This window comes from Duganella sacchari, assembly GCF_900143065.1.
Taxonomy (GTDB): Bacteria; Pseudomonadota; Gammaproteobacteria; order Burkholderiales; family Burkholderiaceae_D; genus Rugamonas; species Rugamonas sacchari.
The window spans coordinates 1-23,118 of record NZ_FRCX01000011.1; the positions used below are offsets into that span (position 1 = coordinate 1).

Below are 23,118 nucleotides of genomic sequence, written 5' to 3' on the forward strand. Positions count from 1 at the left end.
GGTGGCCACCCCGGGGGAATTTGAAACTCCCCTAATCGTGCGCTGGGCAAGGCTGCGGATGGTCTTGCGGTCGACGCTGGTGATGCGGGCGATCTCGCGCTGGCTCTTGCCCGCTGCCAGCAGGGTCAGGATGGTGGTTTGCAGATGCGGTTTCAAGACGTTCACTCCGAACTCCCTCGACGATCGAAGGAGAAAGATAACGTCCTGCCAACGGGATGCTCCCGGTGGTCGCTGCTGGCGCTTCTACAGCGCCGCTATACGGTCAGAGGGTGGGGGAATTTGGGGTGGCCAGAGGTGGGGGAATTTGACCGGCCAACGGGGCCATAGCAGATCAAGATTTTTTTGACGCACCGGACTTTGACTTTGCTTCTTGTAGCTTTCCAGAAGATCCTTCGCCGCTGCTAATGTCGTTTGGTCGACATGTTTCATACTGCCTCCTTTCTTGTGAGTTGTAATGGCACGGCCTTGATTACGGGGGGAGTGGCTTGCTCCAATATGGACGGGACTGCGAGCCCTTGATCTACCTGATGACAGCGTAGCTCGGCCCAGAGGGCCCCTTGTTTTGCGATCCCTTTTGAGATCTCAGCACTCAAGCAAATCCCAAATCCTACGTTTCCCTTTCCAGCTCCGAGGGAGTTGGCCAAGAATCGAAGGCGGCATACCATCTCGGATGGAGGCGTTGAGCGAGGTGCCGTGTAGATCGCAGCTTGCTTATGGAGCCTCGATAACACCGCGTCACCAGAGCAAGGAGATTCAAGAGATGGGGCCTCTAACTCGCTTGATCTAAGGAGCATGGGCCTACTTTGATCGATCGTAGTTAGCTCGATGCACTGCTTTGTCCAGGCGTGGCATGCGATGAGTGAGCGGCTGAGCTCATCGACTTGGTGAGCAGACTGCTCCAGCTTGATCTTTGCAGCATCTAGCTCCGATGATGCACCAGGCTTTCCCTGTGCAGAATCAAGGCGTAAAGCCGATACTCGGATCTCCGCTTTCTGATAGGCCTCGCTCGCTCGGCAAGTATCTTTAAATAATTCGCCACACTCGGCCTGAAGCCCTGGAATGAATGCTGGGCCGCTTGCAAAATGCGGGCACTGCACGCAGCTTCGGCCTGGGCCTTGCGAGCTTGGGCAGGAGTGAGACCCCTTTAAACACAAACCCTTGTCAATGAATTTGATGGGGGCGGCCGTGCTTTGCACTGCCCCACTGTGCAAGTTCGTGAGGCTCTCAGGCAGGCTCTTGGGACGGGCGAGGAACTCGTTCCATTCCGACGATTTGATGGCGGGCAGTTGCCGTTTTATGTTGGCATTCGTTAGCGCTTGAGATATTTTTTCGCGGGACTCTTTGACATAGTAGAGCGTCATCATGGTTGCACAATGCCCAGCCACCTTCATCAGCCGATCTACCGGCACGCCACTGTCATACAGAGCTGTAATCATCGTGACTCGCAGTGAGTGCAGGTCGTATGCAAGCTTTGTGGGCATTCCGTTTGTTCGAGAGATGACGAGCTGAATGGGGGAGCCATCAGGATGTTTTTCACCTTGCTGTGCAAGCCGCCTTTCTGCCTCCTCCATCAACTTCGCCCACATGATCTGAACTTTGCCATTTGAGATTGGCAGCGTGGGGTTTGCATTGGTTGGATCTCTGAATAAGAAGCATGCTGTGCCTCGTGCTGCCAAGTCGAGTTGGGACTCGCATCGCTGCTTACTCAAGTCCGTCCAAGCCGTTGGTTCAGACAATGGATTAAATTGCTCTTGCCAATTTCTGAGATTCGCAAAGAGCTGCAAAGCAGCTTCGTGCTCCCAGGTCATGAGGTGTCCTCGTTTATGAATGGGCTGATTGGCGTCGGCCGTCTTATTGGTGTTGAAGTAGATGAGAGAGCCGCGAGATCCATCTTCTCTTGGGTATGCTCGGAATACCCCATTTTCCAAGCGTTTGCCGGACTTGATTGCCATAGGATTGAGATTAGGAGCCCAGCATCGTCCTTCAGGCTCATACCGTTCTGCATCTGCTTCGCCAGAATCAAGCATCCGAATTTGCATAGTGCGAGCCGGAAGCATCAGTTTTGCGATTAGCACCGAGGCTCTCACTGGGCTCCAGATTGTGGTGGGCTGCTTGCTAATGGGATCGGCTATTGTGATCCAGTCCAAGCCGCTTGATTTCGGCCAGGCATAATCGTTTTCGGTCAGGATCTTTATGCACAGATCGACAAGATGCTGGGGCATAGGATCTCTATGACTTTGCGTTGGGGCCGGTGCTGAAATGGCGTCAGGAATCGAGACGCACAGCCTGAGAATGTTGGATTGTTGATGTAATCCTTTGGAGAGAAGATCTTGCCTGATGCCATCCTCGACGTGCTTTAGAAAGCGTTTGAGCATGGCGTTTCGCGGATTGTCTGAGCTCCGGGCTGAAGGAAAGGCGGGATAGTTTGCCGCCTTAGTGTTTAGGAACAGCTCCTTAGGATCGTATGGAAGTTCATGCTCGCTTGCGTAATCAAGAAAAGTATTCAGAGCGTGTGTGGCTATATTTCTTCCTCTTCGAAGCAAACTAAGATATTCGGTGGCGAGCATTCTCCATTTATCCCAGCGATGGTCTTTCTGCGTGACCCATCTGAATTCGGGATCGGATCTACTACCAGGCTTAGGCTTGCCTCCGTGCGTAAAGTCGGAGGGCTCGAAATGCTTGAGGATGATCGGTGCTGGGGCCTGACGCTGCAAGATCACGATCAGCTTTGCCACCGCAGATGAATCTTGTCTTGCCGGGGAATCAGATAACAGCTTGGAGTCTGAGCGAGGTGTGAGGTCTAGGATGTTATCGATGCTCGATCTACTTAGGAGTAATCGCATGAACCGGCGACATCGATGTGTTCCTCTTTGGGATTTGGTCTCGGTTAGCCCTTGAACGATGTTCTCAACCAGCTCATTGGAGGCTCCCCAGGGCAAGGCTGTATGTTCGGGTGGCCAGCCACAGACGCTCGTTTCAGCCGGCCAAATTAAACATCCTCTATTCCATAACGCGACCAATAAATGATGATAAATTTTTTGAAGAGGTTTGATCGGGCCGCAAGACTTCCCGACGAAAGCGGCCGTTAGCTGAGTATCTAATTTCTCTGCAAAGTGTTTCCGGGTTCTGCACGCTTCAAGCTGCTTTGCTGGTTCGAGAATTTTGGTAGATTCCTCTGTCCCTTTTGCCGTGCTGATCCAGTCACTCAAAGCGGCACTGCACGCCGCAGCCGTCCATGTTGGCGGGATCAGAAAGCGATCAGTGCTTAGGTTTTCTATGATCCGCGTTTGCCTGTGTCGCGTTGAGATTTCAAGGCCAGGCTCAACTATGCATGTTTTCAATGGAGAGTTCATAGCACCTCCAACGGAAGTGCAGGAACACTGATGCGACTGTGTAAAGCTGCGGCCTTCATTTCTTGGGCTACTTGCTCCGCACTGAGTTGTCGGTAGACTTCTTGGCTGAGCGGGTTTGCATGATGCATGCACACCTGGCCGACCTTCTCATTGACGCCCAGATCGTTTAGCCATTGGCCGTAACGATGCCTCAGGCCATGTGGCGTGCTGCCATGGGATTTCTTGAATTTCAGCCCGATTTTCCTTACCGCTTTTTCCAGCGAGTCACTGTAAGCCGAAGTTCCCATCGGTAGGCCATTTTTTGTCAGGAACGCCCAGGGAAGTGTCGGGCTCATGGGTCTTACGTTTTGCACATACATTTCCCAGAGCTGTTTGAATAGGCGGCCAGCTTCAGGATTGATCCACTTAATGTCCATCGCAAGACGATCTGGAACATCTAGAAGTCCTCCTTTCCAGCCCGAGTGCCGACAACCCATAGCACGCGTCAGTGGTGTTTTTCCATTGCAGTAGAGCGTCAAATAATCGGTTCTGCTGATATTCTTTTTTCCAAGCACAGGATCATCGATCGTGACTTTGCCATGGTCAGGTTCATGAATCAAAATACGGCATGAGTCAGGATCAGACTCGTCTCTTCGTGCATCTTCAAGCCACAGGTGCATGGGTTCACTGACCCTTGCTCCGCCATATAGGCAGATCAATGTGATGAGGATATCCCTGAGCTTCCAGCGTTTCCAGGGGCGAGGGTCTGCTTTATATTTTTCGTTTTGGAATCCTACCCAAAGCAGTTCATTGATTTTGGATTCGGGAAAAGCAGGTGGTGTGCTGAGTAGCTTTTGAATGCGACCAGGTGGAGTGACCTGACGGGTCATGCTGGAGAAAAGACGGGATGCATCCTGATGCTTAGCATGTGCCAGTAGTGAGGCTGCTTTTTTATGAGCGAAGGCCTTGGCTGTGACCATCTGTTCAAATGCACTTGCGGGCCGATCTCTTGGATTGATCGAGATACCTTCGCCTGTGCTGGCAAGCCAATCTGAGAATTCGGCGATGTGGCCTGCTGTTCGTTTGACGACTTCAGGGCTGTGCGATAACCACCAGAGGCCGGATGGGTCTTCACTGTTGTGGATCGTTCCATAAGTGAGGTCATGCAAGAACGACGCGAAGATTGAGCTATCTTGACCTCCTCCTGCTACAAACGCCGAATGTTTAGCTTCCGTCCAATTCATTAAACGTCGGATGGAGAGAGCATAGGCACGCTCGGTAGAAAGACTAAGGTTTCGGCGTAAAAAGTATTCGGCCAGTGGCCAGTAGATGCCATGGTCAGTGATGAGGATGCAGGTGGGTCGTTTAGATCTTCGTCCGTCCTTGACGATGGCAGTTGTGGCGGTGCTCATAAAAAAAGTCTCCTTGGTCTTATCAAAATTTAGGCGTAAAGCGTCTCCCTCAGCCGATACAGGCTGACCGTGTGCATGTGAAAATTAGGGAATGGATTCTACGGGGTGAGATGTGGCAGATTGGAATTCGGGCGGGGGGCTATCTCCTTTGCTGTTATGTATGTTTACTAACGTATACGACCGTATACTGAAGTTATCAATCGTATACGTGCTTGTCAAATGCCACTGATCGCAGCTCGTCCAGCATCAATTTTCCGCTGTAGGCGGCGACGGGCGATCTCGTAATCAGCAGCGGTAAGGCTGAGCTGCTGCATGATGGCGGACGCCCGCAGCCCATCAAGCTGCGATTGAAATACGGCCTGGGCTTCGATGTCGTCTATCAGTGCATCTCGTAAGCGGAGCCAACGCCTCTCAACATCAACAAGCTTTTCGAGCTCAATGCACTGCTCTTCTGCTGACAGGTGAGTGATGCCTTCGCCGTTGTAGGGATCAGAGTCCTGCCAGTGGTCCAAGGGGATCATTTGGCGTGCTGATGCCTTACTGCGTTCACCACTTGAGATGCTCTTCATCACATTCATCAAAAAGACCACGAAATTGACATCTCGTGGCCATCTTCTTGTTCCGTTTAAGCAGCGATGGAGTGCTTCGTGAATGAGGTCATCGGGTTCTGTGAAATGCGTTCTAAAAATCTTTGCTGATGCTGACTGTCTGAGTAGAGTTTTTTCAATGGATGATAAGGCTTCAAAAGCTTGGAGAAGCTCGGTCATGCTCGCGTAGTTTTGCATATCGTTTCTCGTGTGATTTGTAGAATAAACGTAGGCGGAATTCGTGGCCGAATCAACAATCTTGCTGACAATTGGCAGTTTTTCCCGTTCGTCGTATCAGATCGATTTTCTTCGCAGGTTCAGCGTTCTGTTTCGCCTTATGCCTCATGACAGGCTGATGAGGCAGAGCGATGAAAAAAAGGGAAAAGGTTCAGTGGGGAGCCGGAGCTGCTCCATCGATTAAACGGGTAGACCCTCTGCGGTTTTGTAAATCCATCTTGCTGTCCGTGCCTCCAGTAGCCTTTATTGGAACGTGGGCAGCATGGAGGCCATTGCCATCACTGCCGATGCCTCCCGGCTCGTTTGTAGATCACCTGAGTTACGGTGGTGCATGGGTGATGCATCAATTTGCACCGTCATTTTTCTCCCATAAAGCCCAGCTCTTTGCTGCTCACATCGAGGCACTGAAAAACCATGGAGAGATAGGCGGCATTTACGCCAGGTTGGCAATGGGTGCGGCTGCTGGCCTTGTTCCACTGGGTTGGGCAGCATGGAAATATTTGCGGCCCAGGGATGGCCTGATCTATTTGCGGGGAGCCCGTCGATACTCGGGCAAGGTGGCGGTCGATAAGCTCAAGGCCAAGCTATCCCCTGCGGTAAAGCGGCAACCAGATCACGCGATTGCCCCCGACATTTTTTATCCCAAGAATTTGTGGACTCGTCACATGCTGGTAGTGGCTGGAACCGGCGCCGGCAAATCAACTGTGCTCAGGCCACTGGTGCAAACGATCGTAAAGCACGATGAGCAAATGCTTCTCTTCGATCCCAAAGGTGAATTCACCAGGGCATTTGAAAAACCGATCTTGATTGCTCCATGGGATGAACGCGGGTGGGCGTGGGACATCGGCGGTGATATGCGAAACATCGGTTTTGCACGTCGGTTTGCTGCCGCTCTGATTTTGCAGGGCACTGACCCCATGTGGGCCAACGCTGCCCGCCAGCTTGTGGTGGGATCACTGCTTTATCTACAAAGGAAATACGGCATCTATTGGGGATGGCGGCAGATCGCAGACACGCTGGCATTGCCGCAGCCCTCTCTTTTAAAGATTATGAGCCGTCACTTTCCTGAAGCTGTGAGAGCGGTCGAACGAGCATCGGTGACAACACAGGGAGTGCTCATCAACCTGACCGCTTTCTGCTCTCCCATTTTCGATTTAGCAGACGCATGGGGGGATACGCCCGCAGATCGGCGGGTGAGCTTCTTTGACTGGATTAAAAATCCAGAGCTGGCTCCCAGGCAGATCATCTTGCAAGGGAACGGTGCATATCCCGAAATTACGAAGGGCTATGTAGAAGGGATCTTCTCAGTCATCTCCGGGATGGTTAGCAGTGTGGAGCTTGAAGACAGTCCCGATCGCAAAGTCTGGATCATCTGTGAGGAGTTGCCGCAGATGGGCAAGATCCCGATTCGGCCCTTGTTTGAACTTGGCCGGTCGCGAGGTCTGCGGTGCATTGCGGTGTGTCAGGATCTTGCACAGCTCGAAGAAGTGCATGGAGCCCAAACCGTTAAATCGCTTGTTTCAATGAGCGGGTCTATTCTGATCGGCCAGGTCAGCCAAGGTGATACAGCTGAAACGCTCGCAAAAGCTCTAGGAGCTCGCGAAGTCGAAAGACGCAACATCTCCACTAGCTTTGGCTCAGGACGCTCTCAAAGCGTCTCCTACGCCCGCGAGACCATTCCGCTTTATACCGCCGCAGAACTAGGCTCCCGGCTGGGCTATGACGAAGACCGCAAAGGTGTGCGGTTTGCACTGGCTCTGGAAGGCAACATATACGAACTCTTTTGGCCTACCTTTCCAATGAAAGACGCAAGAGCCGCACATATCCCATCAGCCTGGGCCAATGGCTTAGTAACACCGATTGGCCACCACCCCATGGATAACGACGATAACTCGGATCATCCCGATCCGGTGGTGGCATTCGCACCTAGCACCACGTCGACGCCGCACAGCGATGAGCCGCTCTGGCTGGATGATGGTCAAGCGATTCCGCTAGATGACGCCAGCTCATCAGATGACTTCAGCCCGTTCTCACAAATGTGGGACGGAGCCGTGAGCAGTGACAAAAGCTTTGCAGAGGATGCGAGCGAACAAGAACAATAAGGAGATGCCATGGACTCGGCACAGAACGAAAAGACCGATGTGAAATCAGAAGTCGCTCGCACATTGATTGAAGCGATGAAGCAAAACAATACGCCATGGCAGAAACCATGGAACTCGCAGGCTTTACTGCCTATGAATCCCACTTCAGGCAATGCATATCGTGGCATCAATCGGCTCTTGCTGAGTCTTTCGGGGCGTTCTGATCCAAGATGGATGACTTATCAGCAGGCCAGCACAGAAGGCTGGCAAGTCAGGCGGGGCGAAAAAGGCAGTCACATCATCAAGCTAGTCGAGTTGAGCCCCGGTCATGCCAGCGATGGCGAACAGGCGGCAGAGCCAGGCTCCAGCACTGATGCCCACCAACAGAAACGCTTCGCTCTGAAACGCTATACTGTTTTTAATGCAGAGCAAATAGAAGGTCTCACTCCGTTTGAAGCTCCCAGCCCATTAGCTGAAAGCGAGACGATAGCGAGGGCTGAGCGTGTCATGGAGGCCTTGAGGCAGACGGGACTCTCTATTGCTTACAGTGGCAACCAGGCTTTCTATAGCCCTGCTTTAGATAAGATCCAGATGCCGCCCAAGGCCTCCTTCCATTCCACTTACGATCTGTATTCAACACTTTTGCATGAAGGAGCTCACTCGACCTTGCATGTTAAACGCATGAACCGCACGGAGGCGATCTCAAAGCAGTGGGGGGATGAGGCTTACGCGTTAGAAGAACTGCGTGCAGAAATCTGTTCGGCCATCCTGGCCGCAGAAACCGGCGTGCCTAGATCGCAATCGAACATCGACAACCATGCTCAGTATCTCAATGCCTGGATCAAGAGCCTGACTAAGCACCCTATGGCTTTGTTCTCGGCAGCTAAAGATGCAGAGCTCATGTCAGCTTATATGCTGAACCTCGAAGCCAAACTCACTGCCCAAGTCGCACATCAAGATTGGATTGCGGAGTATGACCAAGCTCTTGCGTCGAAAGAGCTTGAGCTCGCACATCGCTAGACCCATTTGAGCACATCACACCAGATCACCATTTCAACAATCCAGGAGGATATATGAGCCACGCAATAAGTAGAGTCGAGCAGCGAGTCAGTGGTCTGCTCAATGTATCGCACATCAGCCGTCTACCTCAGCCAGAACAGGACTTCGTGAGAGCCTGTGCCAGGTTCTGTATGCCTGCCAGGGCGATCAAGCTTGCTCTTCTGCGACTGAGAGGATGGGATCGCGATCGGAGGCTGATTAGGGAGCTCGTGCCAGGCATCACAGAATTCGAGCTGGAGTTCGCATTTGACTGCCTTGAGCAAGGCGACTCGGTTGATCAAATTGTGAGCTTGATTATCAGTGCTCGCGGCAGGCTTAGTTACGCAATCCGTCTGACCAGGCCACCTAAGCCGCACTGACCGCAAGACTTCACAACGACTAAAAGGAAAACGCCGCTAACCTTGGCGGCGTTTCTGTTAGATAGATCGAGTCAGAGAAACTCTTTGAGCCTCGACAGCAGGACGTAGCTCACTCCCCACATCAGCGTAGAAAAAATGATGCTGCCAACGAGGCCATCGGTGCCGTTGCCAAAGATGGACAAAAATAGCGTCAGCCCAGCAATGATGTAGACGATGATTCCGAGCAGAAGAAAACCAAGATCGTGCATGCGTCGAGCTGAAAGACGCAGAATGTTCCCCGCGATGTAGGCAGCTATGCCCATGCCAACGATCTGCCCGATTACAGGAATGCACACAAAGAACGCGAAGGTTCCCACTGTCATTTTCTGCTCACGCTTCTTCTGTGTTTGCTCATCTACGATCATCATTCACTCCATCAAAAATAGTTCCTTATGCCGCGTGCGGCACTCGGCCTACTGGGTTTAATTAACGACGGTCCAGCCATCATCACCTTTAATCATTTGCACTTTCTGTGGTCCCAGGATGCCTTGGATGGAGCAGTCATAAGACTTATCTTCCAACTTTGTGCATGACAGAACACGCATCTCTGCAATGTCTTTCTTATCCTGTTCCGACAATGATCCAGTCATCTTCTGATAAGACTTGGTTTGAGCCTGACGCAGATCATCGTCAGTGGGCTTTGATGAACAAGCAGACAGCAAAGCACTGATGAAAACCAGACCGATCAGGTTGAAATTTTTTGGCATGTTAGCGCGCTCCTTTGAACGTGTGGAAGTGAAATCTGCACGTCAATCAAATAAATTTGAAATGTGCGCAGATTGCTGATTCAGCACTTTAGCTTTCAAGAACGTCATCCTAGAATCACTCGTTGTAAGTTTTTGGCACCACTCAATGAGCGGTGCCATTCCACTTTCCAGGGATCACTTTTTGAGAAATCCGCAAGCAGCTCACAGCACAAAATCTTAAAGCGATGATTTTTTTTTCGCCTTTAGGTAAAGGAGAAAAATAGGATTTCTGCCTTCATTTTTTTGCCGTCAATAGTTGAGTGATACCGGGCGAGGCATAAACGAATCACAATCGCTGCCAGCAAAAGAGCAGATGAAAAAACTGTAACTGCGTGTTACCGCGAGATGGAAATGGTTGAATGACAGGCGATAGAGTAGAACTGGATGAGTCAGAGAAAGTCGAGGTGAGCCCATCAGCCTCTGCATTTGCGTTACTCGTTGACGAGCATCCCATCGTTCGCTTGGGACTGATGACGCTGCTTCGCCAAATCGATTCGCAGTTTAAATTCATAGAAGCTGACACTTCAAAGCTAGCGATTGACCTAACCCTTATGCACTCGCCAAGCATCGCTGTCATCGACCTCTCACTTGCTGGCGGCAGCAGCTTTGAGCTGATAAAGAAGCTACGCCTTGCAAATCCAAGCATGCCCATTCTGGTTGTATCCCATCATGACGAGAGGCTATATGCGGAGCGAGCTGTTCGTGCTGGAGCTCGTGGGTATGCGATGAAGACGATTCCCGCGAAGCTTATGTGCAAAGCAGTCCAGAGCGTAAGGGATGGTAAGGTGTGGCTATCAGAGTCGTTGCGGGATGAGCTTGTCAATCGTATCGCCGCAACGGATGGTGCGACAGTAAACGATCAGTTCCGATCATTGTCAGATCGAGAAATGTCAGTGTTTCACCTGATCGGCATGGGTCTAAAAAAAGGTGGCATTGCTCGCGAGCTGAATCTGTCACCGCATACAGTAGAAAGCTATCGCACGAACATCAAGCAGAAGATGGGGATTGCTTCAGGAGCGGAGCTCTACAGACTCGCGTTTCTCCACTCTCAAAATGGGGTGATAGTCAGGCCGGATGAGCACTAGATCGTTTCATTACCGAGAGTTCAAACATGCTTTCAAGGTCTAGATATCTATGACGATGTAAAGCATGATCTGAATCGAGCCGTGTAGGTAAAGCTACCTTGATAAAACAGGAGGTGCTTCAATTGTTGACTACAACACATTCACCACTGAAACCGGATGATCGCTCTCACGATTAAAGGTGTGACGTGAGTGTTGATGGCCAAAAAAGGGCGGAGAAGATTCGCGTTTTTCCAGTCATCGCCAACGCCTGGGATCGATGAGAGAGGGTGTTGCAGTCCTTCTTTCGTGAGATCGAGGAAAAAGCGTATTCCTCTGAATTCGAAGAAGCCGCCGAGTATTCGCTCATCGTCTTTGATTAGCGGTGCGAACTGTATGGTGTCCGTCGATCTGATCCACATGCCGAGATTCGCAGCGACATACATTCCAGCTTTTCCCTCAAAGGGCTGAGATCCGAAACAGGTATCGACTAGACTTTTCGGTGGAACACCTTTCTCTGTGCCGTCTTCACCGATGAAAAGATCGCCTTTAAATGATAGGTTTAGAAGTGTCTTGAGCAGCCACCGTTCAAGCAATTTCGCATCAATGACGGCTGGCGGCACCATGAGTTCACTAAGAGGCGACACTTTGCGATGCTGATTTTCTCGGTAACAGTGCTCTCGGATAGCATTGAAGGCGTGGCCCGCTGCCGCGTCGAGATCCGTGAGGGAGTTATTGTGTCCTTTGCACAGGATCTTTGAAGTGATGGCTTCAATACCGACGACCTTCGGCTCGTGCTTGCACCAAGAATATCCTTGGACCTGAACCTTAGGTGTGATGAACAGACACTTCGACACTACATGCTCCCTGGAGATCTTCCCCGTGCAGTCTCCCCGAGATGCTGCCCAACATTCGTTTGCCATCGGCTCCCTCTCTTGCGATTACGTTTGACGATTAGGCTGCGATGGCGGCCCGAAGTGCTTCCATATGTTTGGGGTCATCCTCCTCCAATGCGGTGAGAAGATCACCTACGGCAGCCTCGATGTCACACATTAGCTCGTTGTTCTCCGCCATGCGTTCAATGTTGTTGGCATGACTGAAATAGTGGAGGGCTTTGAGAATTCGCTTGGACTTCACTTCGCCAAAGATCTTATCTACTCGCTGATCCACAGTTGCATTCTTCGTGTCTGGATACTTGGCATAGCTGTAAAGCTCCAAGAAGCGGCGTGCAGCGTTTGGAAGCATCATCAAAACGCGGAAGTCCTTTTTGTCTGCGGACTGCTGGAACTCGTGCAGGACACTGAACAAGAAGTGATACTCGGAGCTGTATTGGCTGAGAGATTTTGGCAGGTCGCAGAAAATTGAAGTCGTGGGCGAATTCCTTTTGACCAGATAATGCCGTGACGCCTTGTTGTCGGGTTTGAGCTCCTTGAGCAAATTGAAGAACTCAAAGTTGTGGGTCGATACGAAGAGCTGCTTGCAGCGAGTCCCCCATTCGCCACCGGGTTTTTGATGGAAGAAGGTGTCTTTGATGATGGCTGTGACTTGGAAGATGTGATTGCTGTCAAGGCTCGAAATTGGATCATCGATGTAAACGATCAGCTCTTCAAAATTCTTGTGCTCACGCAGCCTCGTTAGGAAGTAGGAGAACGCAATTGCGGTTTTTTCGCCTTCACTCAAATGCTTGGCAGGCTTCTTGTTTGCTCGCTGAAGTTGGAAGCGTTCCTCTGTGCCGACAGGAACCACATCAATATGGACACTGTTCACGCCAAGGAGCTCGTGAATCAGCTTGTTCATTTCTTCTCGGCCTAGCTGGGACTTGCTGATGATGGCTTTTTTCTCTTGAATGGTGGCCGTTAACTTCGCGGCACTGTCTGTGCATTCCTTCACGCGATCGGCCAATTTTTTTTGCGTCTCGTCGAACTCCCCGAGCTTCTGGTTGACGCAGAACTCTTGAGCGAAGTGAAGCTTCAGTGCATTGACCGCATCGGCTTTTTCTGTTGGGAAGTTATCGAAGGATTTGTTATTGCCATCAATGAGATCGTTGAGCTCCTTGAGGGCGTCCTTCACAGCTTGCGTAAGACCTGGCTTGATCGGTGTTTGACTTACGATCGAGAACGGGGCTTGAGATTTGCGATCCAAGTCTAAGATGGCGGTAACGCTGGCCTCGTTGTAGTGCTTAATCGCCAAAATGAGTTTCGCTGCAGCTTCTGCAATCTTTATCCTACAGGCGGGTTCAACTTCAGCATCTTTGGGAGCGATGTAAGAAATTTCGGCGCCGCTCAGTTTGATTTTGAGATTGGTGAGATCTTGCTTGTGATTTGCCAGGTCTTTGGAAAAGTGGGCAAGCAAAGTGGCCATGTGGTCTTGCTTCAATGGGCTACCGCAGAATTCACAAGCCTCTTTACCTTCGTGAAGCGGAAGACCTGTCGCAATCCAGGCTTCTACTTTTGGATGCTGGGCCAAGTGTTCTATCGTGTTGGCCATGTCGGGGATTTTGTTGAGTAGTGCGGGCACTTCAGTGAGCACTCCATCAAGCTTGAGCGAGATTGAAGCATGCTGTAATGGAGGCAGTTTTTCGACCTCTTGAGCTCGTGCGATTTTAAGCTTCTCTTGCACAACATCTGCTTCAAGCTTGAACGCAGGAAGATCGATTCGAACGAGTCCGATCTGCTTATCAAGATGAGTCGCACTGAACGCTTCAACGATCCCCATGGTTGTCTTGATAGTGGAGGCCGTGGTGGTCTTCGCAGCGTTCATGGATTTAACGCTGGCCGCTGCCTCTTTCGATTTAAGGTCGGCTTCTTCACGAAGTTTTCTCTCGTCCTTTTCGAGCTCGTCAATTTCCTTTTGTGCTTTCTCTGAGTCGGCACCTAAGAGCAAGATGGGTTTGAATGATGAGCCCGCAAAGTTCAAGTTCTCTGAGATGAAGTCCGAGTTAAAGACCCGAACGGCAAAAGGGTGGGCTGTGTAGTTGGTGTCATTGATGGCGTCGCCATCTGTGTTAAGGACAAAATTAAATGCCGTAAGATCGGTTGGCAGGGCTTTTTTCTCCAACATAGACACCAGGCGGGATAGCGTCGTCTTACCGGAATAGTTCCATCCGTAGATAAGATTTTTGGCCCCGAATTCCGCTGTTTCATCCGCCTTGTGTGAGTAGTCGTTAAAGACGCCAAGCCCTTTGATGCGTTGAATGTTCTTCAGCATGTGTTGCCTCTTTCTGGTGGAAGTTCGCGTCATCCGGGCTGAGGCTTTGCCTGCCCGATTTGCACAAACACTGACCCTAGTTGACCGGCCTCTATGGGCGAGTTGATATTAAATTGAAATTAATGTTTTTAATACTCTATTTGATAATTTACCATGATAATATTGGATAAATGAAAGTCTCGTTGATAATTCGCATTAAATTTGATGAGACGTGGAGCTTGAATCTACGCTTGAGGAGCAGGCATGGAACTGTCAGTTGAGGATCTCTCAGACTTGTTAACGCAGGCAGGTGGGCCGACACCCGATGGGCTGAAGAAGATGCTCATATTCGCTGACACGCTTCCACAGTTCGAGAGCGACGAAGCCTGGGAGTTTTTGTGCGAGTTCGCACTGGAAGTGGATGCAGCTTACGGCATCACTGACGACTATATGGAGTTGTTTCTCAGTGGCCGAGGAGCAGCAGAGGCAATGCTAGATAACTACGTGTTAGCGGCTCTCGCTGCCTGCAAATTAAATTGGAAAAATCCTGAGCCGCTCATGGCCTACGCAGCTTCTAACAAGCATGAGTTCGTGGGATTTGCTCCTCACGGGCTGTCGGAAATTAGCTGTATGCGAATACTGCACTGGGGCGAGTGGGATATCAACGCACCCTTGCCAAATAGCCTTTACACGGCTTTGCACAAAATGGTCTATCTGAAATATAGGCCTGGCACGCATCCTCGTTGCGTTCAATGGCTGCTGGAGCACGGCGCCGATGTGCATGCTCGCAATGCTTACGGCGACACGCCCATCATTGCCCTGAGCGGTTGCGATCAGTGGTATCCGCAGATGACAGAGACTTTCAAACTTCTTTTGCTTGCAGGTGCCGCCCCTCTTGATGTGGCAAAGGACGGTAGTAGTGCCTTGAGCCTATTGAATCAATTACAGAGCATCTCGGCCAACTCTGAAAGGGGCAAGCTAATCAAGGCCTTGGAGACAGACATACAGCGCAATAAGGTGATGTCTATGGATGCTTTGGAATGGGAGCCTGCTGTTAAGTGGCAAGATACACTCGCATTGAAACGACCAGAAATGATGGTGTATATGACGAGTTGACTTACGGGCTATCGGGCTAAGATTAGGCGTATGTGATCCTTTGGGAAACAGATCGTTTCGGATAGAATGAAGGGTTTTGAGAAAGCGGGTTGTGAAGAGCTCGATCCCACCTGGCTTGAGGCTGTTTTCTCCGCCTCCATGTAGACATAAAGACGAATAATTGATGGCAGTGCAGCAAGCAAAAATACCCGTAATCGATTTGTTTGCAGGGCCCGGAGGGCTTTGCGAGGGTTTCTCCTCCATCCGCGATGAGCGTGAAGTGCCTCGATTTGACGTGAAGGTCTCGATTGAGAAAGATCCGGTCGCACATCGGACGTTAATGCTGCGTGCTCTATTCAGGAAGTTCCCTAAGGGGAAGGCGCCTGATGCGTATTATGATTACGTGCGAGGCACCATCAAGCGTGAAGATTTTTTGTCTCATCCCGATATCAAGGAGGCGGCTGAGCAGGCTGCTCACGAAGCTCGTTGTGCTGAGTTGGGGCTAACACCTATTGAAACCATCGATGGATGGATCAAAGAGGGCATTGGCGATGCACGGGATTGGGTTTTAATCGGTGGCCCACCTTGCCAAGCATACTCTACGGCTGGACGTTCTCGCCTGCGTGGGAAAGACCCCGAGGCGTTTGAGAAAGACAAACGACACTTCCTTTACACCGAATACTTACGAATCATCCAGCAGTTTTCACCATCGGTTTTTGTGATGGAGAACGTGAAGGGGATGCTGAGCTCGAAGCACGGTGGTAGTAAAATTTTTGAACGCATCTTGGCGGATTTGAAGGCCCCACGTGAAGGCCTAACTTATCAAATTCGCTCGCTAGTTGTGCATGCAGATGAATTGGCTCCGCATGACTATGTGATTGAAGCGGATGCCTACGGAATTCCTCAAAGTCGGCACCGAGTCATTCTCTTCGGCATCCGTTCGGATGTGGCAGAGCAAACACCAACTTTGATCACGCATCCACATCGATTCCTGCTGCGAGCAGTAACCCCTAAAACTGGAGTGGCTACAGCTCTATCTGGCTTACCACCTTTGCGTAGTCGCTTGTCTAAAGAGCCCGACTCTCACGAGACTTGGCTGGATGCTTTAGCAGGTGCAAAAAAGAGTCTTACTCACTGGAGAGCGGAAAATCGCACGGCCATTGAAGGTCGCATGGCAAGTGCTTTGGAAAGAGCAAAAAAGCTGATCCATTCTGGCGGGAGTTTTATCCCTATGACGGTGACGCCAAGTGCCGCCATGCCCAGAGAATTGAAGTCATGGTATTTGGACTCAAGGCTGGGCGGCGTGCTACAGCATGAAACGCGTAGCCACATGAGATCTGATTTGCATCGATATATTTTTGCAGCCTCATTTGCAAAAGAAGAGGGATATGCGCCGACGCTTTATCATTTCCCTCCTAAGCTGCTGCCCGCACACACGAACGTTGATGAGGAAAATATTCCGTTTGCAGATCGATTCCGAGTGCAAATTGGTGGCATTCCTTCTTCGACCGTTGTGGCTCATATCAAGAAGGATGGCCACTACTACATCCACCCAGATCCTTCGCAATGTCGTAGCCTGACTGTGCGAGAAGCGGCCCGTTTGCAGACCTTCCCCGATAACTATTTCTTTGAAGGGAATCGCACGGAGCAATACGGCCAGATCGGTAATGCCGTGCCGCCTTTGTTGGCACGGAAGATCGCAAAAGTCATCTATAAGTTTTTGGCTGCCAGAGCCGCATGAGGTTGAGAAGTCTCGCCAGCTATTTGTTGGTTTGACTTCCGATTTCCCCGGATGGAGCATCGCTATTGATCCAAGCGATTATTTCCTCCCCCAGTTCTTGTCCTTGAAATTCGCGGGTCGCACATTCCCATATATTCAAGACTCTCCACCCCAATGACATAAGGTTAATGATCGCCTTCTGATCCCTCTCTACATTTCCTTGAAGTTTGGACTTCCAAAAGTCAGGTCTTGTTGAAGGAAGTTTGAAGTAGCGGCATCCATTGTGAGCGTGCCAAAAACAACCATGCACAAAGATGGCGATCTTTCTACCTGGCAGAACTATGTCGGGGGTTCCAGGCAGATCCCGTCGATGAAGACGGAAGCGAAAGCCTGCTGCAAACAACAGACGTCTTACCAGGATTTCGGGCTTAGAGTTTTTCCCTTTAATGCCAGACATCATCCGGCTTCGCACGTGAGGTTGAACGATGTCTGTCACTAAGATCCTCTGTCCCGCTAAGTAAGATTTACACCGCCTTAAGCTCTGGTATGTCGTTAGCTGGTGCTGAATAACTGGCACTCATCACTGCTTCCTTGCACTCAGGTTTCTTGGCCCATTCCGATACCATACGCCCACCGGCAGAATTGTGTAGCACTTCATTCACTTCTTTAGCCCACTCTGCGATCTGGTCGAGCAATTCGGAAGATACGGCCTGCTTGTTCCAAATGCGATCCAGGTCGAGGCGGCCTCCAAGCTTTTCTGCTACGAGTGATACGGTGTAGGCAGTGACATTGGCTTGGAACGCGGGGAACATTGGCCGCAGGCGTTTTTGAGCCTCACGATAGATCTTCGCTTTGGCAATCATCGCTTTAAAGTCCTGCACGTTTGGCAGCGGGATTTCCTGACCATCAGCAGGCGTCAAGCTCGCCATGAAGCGATCAAAATTTTTCTGCGATCCCAAGCTAACGATATCCGGCTTACGGTCCCAAGCAGTTAGATACTTCGCCAAATCAGTTTTCGTAATGCGTCGAGACGTTGGAATTGCATCCTTCAGAGCCTTGAGCTTAGCAGGAGTAGAACCTTCCCTCGTCAGCAGGGTGTTGTAGCTGCCAGAGGCTCGTTCGTAGAACCACTGGCCCACGCCATCAGGGCAGTAGATTGTCCGCGACAGCTTTTCAATCTCTACATGGAACGGTTTATTTGCAGAGAGGTCTGACTGCTTGACTGCATTTTGACTGTTTGCATATCGGGAGATATCAGATACCAGTGCCTCTTCCTTGGATGGATCAACAGTCTTCATCACAATGATTTTTGCGGGAACACGAACATGGCTCAGATCGGTCGCAGGATATTTCTTTTTGGTGAAATACAGGGAAGCCGTCGTTTGCCCGCCATTGACGATCTGAAGCCCTTTGAGCCATGCAATGCCCGATGGGCCATCATTTGACTTGCCAAGGATCATTTCATCAGCCACGACAACGATACCGTTGTTATAGGCCATAAAGCGTTCAGGAGAGGATCTCAGCGTGCTTTGAATACCAGCATTAACGCCTTTGCCTTTGACACTCAAAAATGAGCGCACGTTAGCTTCCAGAAGCCTTGCACCGAAACGCTCGTAGAGAAGACGGAGGGCTTCACCAGGGACAGCGGTAAGTGCATAGTCGTAGTCGTCGTTTTCTCCCGGGACAAACACGCAAGGCAATGGAGCACCTGATACCTCATTAAAGTCCACTACGAGTTCATCGCGCGGTTTTCCTTCTGACCAATGGCGATGCAGTCGCTCGATGTCCATGACCTCAAGACGAACTGCCTTGCTACCAACCTCGCGAGTCTTGAAGCTTTTGGATTTCGCTACTTTGTCGGTAATGACGTAGACGCGAATCTGCTCCAAGTCGTTATAGATTGCTTGGAGAGTCTCCGCAAGAGAGCGGACGTTAGTCGATTGGTCCAGCTTCTGTGCAAGCTTACCCTCAGCACAGAGGGTCAAGAATCGCAAGCACTGCTCAACTGCGGTTTTGGTTTCAGAGTCAGGAATTGGAGTGGGGACATCAACACCAGCATAGAGACTGACAAACAAATCCAGTTGGTCCAGGTCTTCCGAAATCGCGTAGCCGCTGAGTCGCAGATTTGCGGCACCGAACTTGCCCTCGTAGTGGCACTCGACTGGCTCGAAGGTCATGCCAATTTCGGCCATGTGATCCATCACAATGCCGGAAAAAACCAGCTCTTCAAAAAGAGCACCATCATTCATTTGTGCTCTGACACTTGTCTGCGTCTCAAGCAAAAAATCATTCAAATTCATAGCTTCATTGCCCCTAATTTTTTCAATGCTTCATCAATCCCCAGAACAGTTCCAGCAGCCTTATCCAGGTCGATCTCATAAGTCGCCTTCGTAATGCCTACTGGGACATTGCCTAGTGTGAGGCGAGGAAAGTCTTTGTCCACTTCAATAATGCGTGTGCCTGCGGCAGAGAACCGCCTAGAATAGCGATCGCCATGCTGTTCTATGAATCCTGCTGCGAGCAGTCTCTCGGCCAAGAGACGCTCAGCTTCCGGTTCACCTTTAACGATGCACTGCATCTCATCAACGATCTCAGGCAAAGTTTTTCCAGTGCTCGTTTGTTTAAGTCGAACACTAACCACAAATAGCGGCTGTCGCACTGAGTCCTCAAGCTGCTCAAGCGAGCCTATCTTGGCAGGGAATCCAATGGCCGAAAGCGTGGACTTCACTTCTAACGCTCCAGTCCCTAATTCAAAGTCCTGAAGAGCATCCAGTGGCCCAAGCCATGACTCGACAGCCAGTGGCGCCGGCACACCGGCATCCATGATGGAACGAAGCACAGAGAGCTCACCAACCAAACCAATTTCAGCTTCAGGGCTTAGGGCCTGAAGTCCCTTTCGCATGAACTCCTGCCAAGCCCCAACACGACCGATAAAGACACGCAGCAGCTTCTGTTCATTCGATCCGACAGCAACCGCATCATCGAGTGCTCCCACTACATCAGACGCCATGCTTGCGAATAGATCTTCGCTACCGGCTGCCTTTCGTGTCAATGCCAGCCATAGTTTGCTATCGCCTTGAGGATCAACTCGCTCAACCGCAAAGCCTTGCCCCTCAGGTAGTTTGTCTGAAGCAGACAAATGTATAGAAGGGAATCCAACTAACACGGCTTCTGCATTGTCTGGTGAACGGCGGCCCGCTTGGAGTGCAAGCGGGAAGGCTGGGGCAATAGGAATAGCCTGCCAGCCTGGCTCGCTACTAAGTCCAGACAGTGATGACCACGCCATCAAAAATTCATCACTCTGACGGGCCATATTCTTGAGTCCAGTATAAGAGATTGACTTTGTAAGATACGCTAATAGGATCTTCACTAGCGGGGAACGCGATGGCAAAGGCCATGATAGGTTTAGTCCACCCTGGAACAACTAGATCTTGGGGATCTTTGGGATCTTTCTCCGTATCGTATGGCGTCAGTGGATACAACAATAGCAAACCTCTGTCAGCAGTTCCTCCCAATTTTTGACGTGCCTCGCGAATGCCTTTCCCGCTCGGCTCCTTTGGAGGATTGACTCGGCCGCGAGCTGGCTCAGGCTTCCATGCTGCCCTAGTTAACTCTAACGCCGCTCGCCATTGCTCATCATTTAGGTCGATGCTTTCGTCTTTTGGGTCAGTTAAAACTCCGATGGCGAATTTCGACGGATCTTTCTTATCAAGAGTTTCGTCTAGTTTCCGAAATGGGAACGAATCAACTGTGATCTCGCCGAATTGATGAGACTCACCACGCCCGCTGCCACTGCCAATAAGTGCGACACTCCATTTTGTGAGTTGTCCCGTGTCATTCATCCTGGTAATGAAGTCCGAGAGCACAGCAGCTTTAGCACTTGTTGCAGCAGGGTGTGTTAAGTAGCTTTCCAAGAAAGTGATGATGTTGGTTGCATCCACATCTCTCCACAGGCCCGCATTCTTCCAGCGATGAGCTTCGCCATCACGCTGATATTCGATTTCGCGCTCAGATGGAGCTCCAAGGCTGCTGATCAGAGCATCTGTGGCTTCCAGATTGGTTTCCTGTGTTTCCACGTTTCTGCGAAAGAGAATCGTTTGAGGTCTTGTTCCGCTGTAAGTGAGGGACAGCGTTTCAGAGTTTCGCATCTTTAGCGGCGATGTGACGGTCAAGAGTTCGTGAGACTTAACCTTTAATCCGTATTGTTCTGGCGTCAGCTTCGCCGCTGCCATGAAGTCAAATTCTTCACGCAATTCTTCGGATGCGTCAGCTATATGTTCAAACCATTTAATGAGATCCGGCGATGTGTAGAGGCGACAGAGATCCAGATAGCCTGGTCGATATCCAAACCAACGGCCCATCTGCATGAGCGTGTCATACATTTTAGTGGTTCGCACAAAGTAGCTAACGCATAAGCCTTCAAGAGTTAGACCCCGTGCAAGCTTATCACCGCCCACAGCAATCACTTTCAATGCCGCTCCTGGAGCGGCATAGTCAAGGGCGTCTTTGGCTGTTCCATTGATCGAGCGAACCTGAATGTCAGCCAGGATATTGGGAAGTGCGGCCACAACGTCATCCCATGCTGGCAACAGTGCGGGCCGTTCCGCTTCAGTAGAGAGCTCTGCTACTTCATCGCGAGTCGGAAGGAAATCGTTCTCCCAAAGTTCACGTAATTGAGCAAGAAGGGTCTCAGAATCGATACCTCTTGTGATCCGCTGTTTCATACGGCGGACCACTTCTTCAACCTGAGCTTTCACATGATTTTGCACATCCACATATCGAGTGACGTGAACCAGCATGGAGCTATGCTCTGTTCCCTGTCCGCGAAGTTCACGCACGGCACAGGCAAGAACAAATGAATGGATCGCCTCGTGCAATGACGGAGGAACTGTCTCCTGCCCCTCGTAAAGCGGCTCATGGGTCTTCTTATGCTTAGGCGGCATCCATCCTAATTGCGTCCCCTCATCATAGTTATCCTCAATATCCCGCGATAAAGGCAACACGCCTTGTCGACCATCCTTGGTCATTTTTCCGAACATGCGAGCAGGGCCCACATAGTTGGAAGGAGCGGACAAGTTAATGATGAACGCCTTGGGGAATAAGTCTGGGCCTTCTTTTTTAGTGCTGCCTTTTTGATGGATAAAAATGTTCGCAAAAGGAGTCGCTGTATAGCCGACGTAAGCTTTGCGGGTGAATGCATGCAAGACCTGACGAATGAGGCTATTGATTGTCTTGGGTTTATATTCCTCATTAGGCTGTCCATTTTCATCCATGATATCTTCGCCAGTATCAACGGATGCGTTATCGGCTTCGTCATCAATGACAAGCAACGGCAGCTTTGTTACCAACTTCCGACCGTCTTCCGAATCAGTAGAATCAGCGACACGGGTTTGTATCCATTTGAGGAGGGCTGTTAGAACAGTTTTCTGCTTCTTGACCACAAAGAGCCAAGGTCGGGCTTCAGGCGAAATACCTTGGAAGTGGTTGGCGATAGCCTTACTAAAATCTCCATTATCTGCACGCGTTGTTGCGGAATGAGTCTTTAGATCTCCACCGAATTCTGCGACGCCTATAGGCATGCCTGGGGATCGATCCAGAGTGGTCTCATATCCCAAGAAACTCTCTTCAAGCCGCATCTGGGTTTGCGAACGAAGATTGTTGTGAAGTCCAGCAAGCACAATGATAATTTTATAGCCTGCGTCAGCAGCTTTACAGATAAGACCGGAATAGTTACTGGTCTTGCCCGATTGGACGTGACCGACTACTAAGCCGCGACGGTCCCATGAGTCTGTTCGCTGCGGGTCTTCTAATAGCTCAAGAATATTATCCGTAGCCTCGTCAACGCCTTCCACTACGGTATCAGACAACTTGGATTCCAAGAAGTCTTGGTAACGCCGCCAGTATTGCCAGTCCGCTTTACGTGCAGCGTTCAGCCATTCCTTGTGATTGGTGTCGTCCTTCATGGTGGTGGACTTACCCATCCAGTGGCTGAACCGCTGAATCAGGGTCGAGACAACGGCTTGCTGGTCAATGACCACGGGCTCGTCACCCGTAAACATATCCACGGCCTTCTGCACCTTGGCTGCGATGTATGCAGGCGTGATTTTGGATTTGTCTTTTTCGGCCCGGATCAATCGCTGTGCAGTAGCGATAACGTTCTCGATTAACTCGTTCTGTGCTGCGATCTCTTCAGCTACAGTCATG

At 50.6% G+C, this 23,118-nt stretch carries 16 protein-coding genes and 1 pseudogene; 5 read left to right on the forward strand and 12 right to left on the reverse strand.

Annotated elements, in window-relative coordinates; genetic code table 11:
- From BUA36_RS22260 to BUA36_RS30445, 4 genes and pseudogenes are all read right to left on the reverse strand, one after another.
- A pseudogene (locus BUA36_RS22260) lies at positions 1 to 165 on the reverse strand (IS21 family transposase); the annotation flags it as partial.
- A 260-nt stretch (positions 166 to 425) separates the two neighbouring features.
- Complete coding sequence (locus BUA36_RS22265; RefSeq protein ID WP_084560292.1) at positions 426 to 3,353, reverse strand: VPA1269 family protein; 2,928 nt, start codon at positions 3,351 to 3,353, stop codon at positions 426 to 428.
- On the reverse strand, positions 3,350 to 4,744 hold the full coding sequence (gene gmtY, locus BUA36_RS22270; protein ID WP_072787569.1) for a gamma-mobile-trio recombinase GmtY: 1,395 nt from the start codon (positions 4,742 to 4,744) through the stop codon (positions 3,350 to 3,352). The genes BUA36_RS22265 and gmtY overlap by 4 nt, the downstream gene beginning before the upstream one ends.
- A 215-nt stretch (positions 4,745 to 4,959) precedes the next feature.
- Positions 4,960 to 5,529 (reverse strand): hypothetical protein, encoded by a 570-nt coding sequence (locus BUA36_RS30445; RefSeq protein ID WP_139260667.1) that lies wholly within the window; start codon positions 5,527 to 5,529, stop codon positions 4,960 to 4,962.
- A gap of 170 nt (positions 5,530 to 5,699) precedes the next feature.
- Here BUA36_RS30445 and BUA36_RS22280 point away from each other — a divergent pair, with 170 nt between their 5' ends.
- On the forward strand, positions 5,700 to 7,670 hold the full coding sequence (locus BUA36_RS22280) for a type IV secretion system DNA-binding domain-containing protein (protein WP_084560293.1): 1,971 nt from the start codon (positions 5,700 to 5,702) through the stop codon (positions 7,668 to 7,670).
- Between the two features lie 9 nt (positions 7,671 to 7,679).
- Positions 7,680 to 8,669 carry an ArdC family protein gene (locus BUA36_RS22285; protein ID WP_072787575.1) on the forward strand — a complete coding sequence of 330 codons (990 nt, stop codon included), beginning with the start codon at positions 7,680 to 7,682 and terminating at the stop codon, positions 8,667 to 8,669.
- A 469-nt stretch (positions 8,670 to 9,138) separates the two neighbouring features.
- On the opposite strand, the gene BUA36_RS22295 is transcribed toward BUA36_RS22285, so the two are convergent.
- Both BUA36_RS22295 and BUA36_RS22300 read right to left on the reverse strand, forming a co-directional pair.
- On the reverse strand, positions 9,139 to 9,474 hold the full coding sequence (locus BUA36_RS22295) for a hypothetical protein (protein ID WP_139260668.1): 336 nt from the start codon (positions 9,472 to 9,474) through the stop codon (positions 9,139 to 9,141).
- Between the two features lie 54 nt (positions 9,475 to 9,528).
- Positions 9,529 to 9,813, reverse strand: coding sequence for a hypothetical protein (locus BUA36_RS22300; protein WP_072787582.1), 285 nt, complete (start codon positions 9,811 to 9,813; stop codon positions 9,529 to 9,531).
- A 398-nt stretch (positions 9,814 to 10,211) separates the two neighbouring features.
- Between BUA36_RS22300 and BUA36_RS22305 the strand changes: the two genes are divergently transcribed.
- On the forward strand, positions 10,212 to 10,937 hold the full coding sequence (locus tag BUA36_RS22305; RefSeq protein WP_084560294.1) for a response regulator: 726 nt from the start codon (positions 10,212 to 10,214) through the stop codon (positions 10,935 to 10,937).
- A 140-nt stretch (positions 10,938 to 11,077) separates the two neighbouring features.
- Here BUA36_RS22305 and BUA36_RS22310 read toward each other — a convergent pair whose 3' ends face one another.
- Both BUA36_RS22310 and BUA36_RS22315 read right to left on the reverse strand, forming a co-directional pair.
- Positions 11,078 to 11,770 (reverse strand): hypothetical protein, encoded by a 693-nt coding sequence (locus BUA36_RS22310; protein ID WP_139260669.1) that lies wholly within the window; start codon positions 11,768 to 11,770, stop codon positions 11,078 to 11,080.
- 97 nt (positions 11,771 to 11,867) lie between these two features.
- Positions 11,868 to 14,120: an AAA family ATPase gene (locus tag BUA36_RS22315; protein WP_072787584.1), complete on the reverse strand. Its 2,253-nt coding sequence runs from the start codon at positions 14,118 to 14,120 to the stop codon at positions 11,868 to 11,870.
- A 243-nt stretch (positions 14,121 to 14,363) separates the two neighbouring features.
- Between BUA36_RS22315 and BUA36_RS22320 the strand changes: the two genes are divergently transcribed.
- Together BUA36_RS22320 and BUA36_RS22325 are read left to right on the forward strand one after the other, a co-directional pair.
- The gene (locus BUA36_RS22320; protein WP_072787585.1) at positions 14,364 to 15,215 is read left to right on the forward strand and encodes an ankyrin repeat domain-containing protein; all 852 of its coding nucleotides are present in this window, start codon (positions 14,364 to 14,366) and stop codon (positions 15,213 to 15,215) included.
- Between the two features lie 163 nt (positions 15,216 to 15,378).
- The gene (locus BUA36_RS22325) at positions 15,379 to 16,935 is read left to right on the forward strand and encodes a DNA cytosine methyltransferase (RefSeq protein WP_072787586.1); all 1,557 of its coding nucleotides are present in this window, start codon (positions 15,379 to 15,381) and stop codon (positions 16,933 to 16,935) included.
- Between the two features lie 19 nt (positions 16,936 to 16,954).
- Here BUA36_RS22325 and BUA36_RS22330 read toward each other — a convergent pair whose 3' ends face one another.
- From BUA36_RS22330 to BUA36_RS22345, 4 genes are read right to left on the reverse strand one after another with little or no spacing between them, the layout of a single operon-like run.
- A complete protein-coding gene (locus BUA36_RS22330; RefSeq protein WP_072787587.1) occupies positions 16,955 to 17,410 on the reverse strand; it encodes a very short patch repair endonuclease in 456 nt (151 codons plus the stop codon).
- 28 nt (positions 17,411 to 17,438) lie between these two features.
- Complete coding sequence (locus BUA36_RS22335) at positions 17,439 to 19,214, reverse strand: AIPR family protein (protein ID WP_072787588.1); 1,776 nt, start codon at positions 19,212 to 19,214, stop codon at positions 17,439 to 17,441.
- A complete protein-coding gene (locus BUA36_RS22340; RefSeq protein WP_072787589.1) occupies positions 19,211 to 20,227 on the reverse strand; it encodes a PD-(D/E)XK motif protein in 1,017 nt (338 codons plus the stop codon). The genes BUA36_RS22335 and BUA36_RS22340 overlap by 4 nt, the downstream gene beginning before the upstream one ends.
- Complete coding sequence (locus tag BUA36_RS22345; protein ID WP_072787590.1) at positions 20,211 to 23,117, reverse strand: Z1 domain-containing protein; 2,907 nt, start codon at positions 23,115 to 23,117, stop codon at positions 20,211 to 20,213. The genes BUA36_RS22340 and BUA36_RS22345 overlap by 17 nt, the downstream gene beginning before the upstream one ends.
- Position 23,118 lies beyond the last annotated feature (1 nt).

What these genes read in the sequence shown, in the direction of transcription:
- BUA36_RS22265 (WP_084560292.1), bottom strand. Translation starts at nt 3,353, where the DNA reads ATGAACTCTCCATTGAAAACATGCATAGTTGAGCCTGGCCTTGAAATC.
- gmtY (WP_072787569.1), bottom strand. Translation starts at nt 4,744, where the DNA reads ATGAGCACCGCCACAACTGCCATCGTCAAGGACGGACGAAGATCTAAA.
- BUA36_RS30445 (WP_139260667.1), bottom strand. Translation starts at nt 5,529, where the DNA reads ATGCAAAACTACGCGAGCATGACCGAGCTTCTCCAAGCTTTTGAAGCC.
- BUA36_RS22280 (WP_084560293.1), top strand. Translation starts at nt 5,700, where the DNA reads ATGAAAAAAAGGGAAAAGGTTCAGTGGGGAGCCGGAGCTGCTCCATCG.
- BUA36_RS22285 (WP_072787575.1), top strand. Translation starts at nt 7,680, where the DNA reads ATGGACTCGGCACAGAACGAAAAGACCGATGTGAAATCAGAAGTCGCT.
- BUA36_RS22295 (WP_139260668.1), bottom strand. Translation starts at nt 9,474, where the DNA reads ATGATGATCGTAGATGAGCAAACACAGAAGAAGCGTGAGCAGAAAATG.
- BUA36_RS22300 (WP_072787582.1), bottom strand. Translation starts at nt 9,813, where the DNA reads ATGCCAAAAAATTTCAACCTGATCGGTCTGGTTTTCATCAGTGCTTTG.
- BUA36_RS22305 (WP_084560294.1), top strand. Translation starts at nt 10,212, where the DNA reads ATGACAGGCGATAGAGTAGAACTGGATGAGTCAGAGAAAGTCGAGGTG.
- BUA36_RS22315 (WP_072787584.1), bottom strand. Translation starts at nt 14,120, where the DNA reads ATGCTGAAGAACATTCAACGCATCAAAGGGCTTGGCGTCTTTAACGAC.
- BUA36_RS22320 (WP_072787585.1), top strand. Translation starts at nt 14,364, where the DNA reads ATGGAACTGTCAGTTGAGGATCTCTCAGACTTGTTAACGCAGGCAGGT.
- BUA36_RS22325 (WP_072787586.1), top strand. Translation starts at nt 15,379, where the DNA reads ATGGCAGTGCAGCAAGCAAAAATACCCGTAATCGATTTGTTTGCAGGG.
- BUA36_RS22335 (WP_072787588.1), bottom strand. Translation starts at nt 19,214, where the DNA reads ATGAATTTGAATGATTTTTTGCTTGAGACGCAGACAAGTGTCAGAGCA.
- BUA36_RS22340 (WP_072787589.1), bottom strand. Translation starts at nt 20,227, where the DNA reads ATGGCCCGTCAGAGTGATGAATTTTTGATGGCGTGGTCATCACTGTCT.
- BUA36_RS22345 (WP_072787590.1), bottom strand. Translation starts at nt 23,117, where the DNA reads ATGACTGTAGCTGAAGAGATCGCAGCACAGAACGAGTTAATCGAGAAC.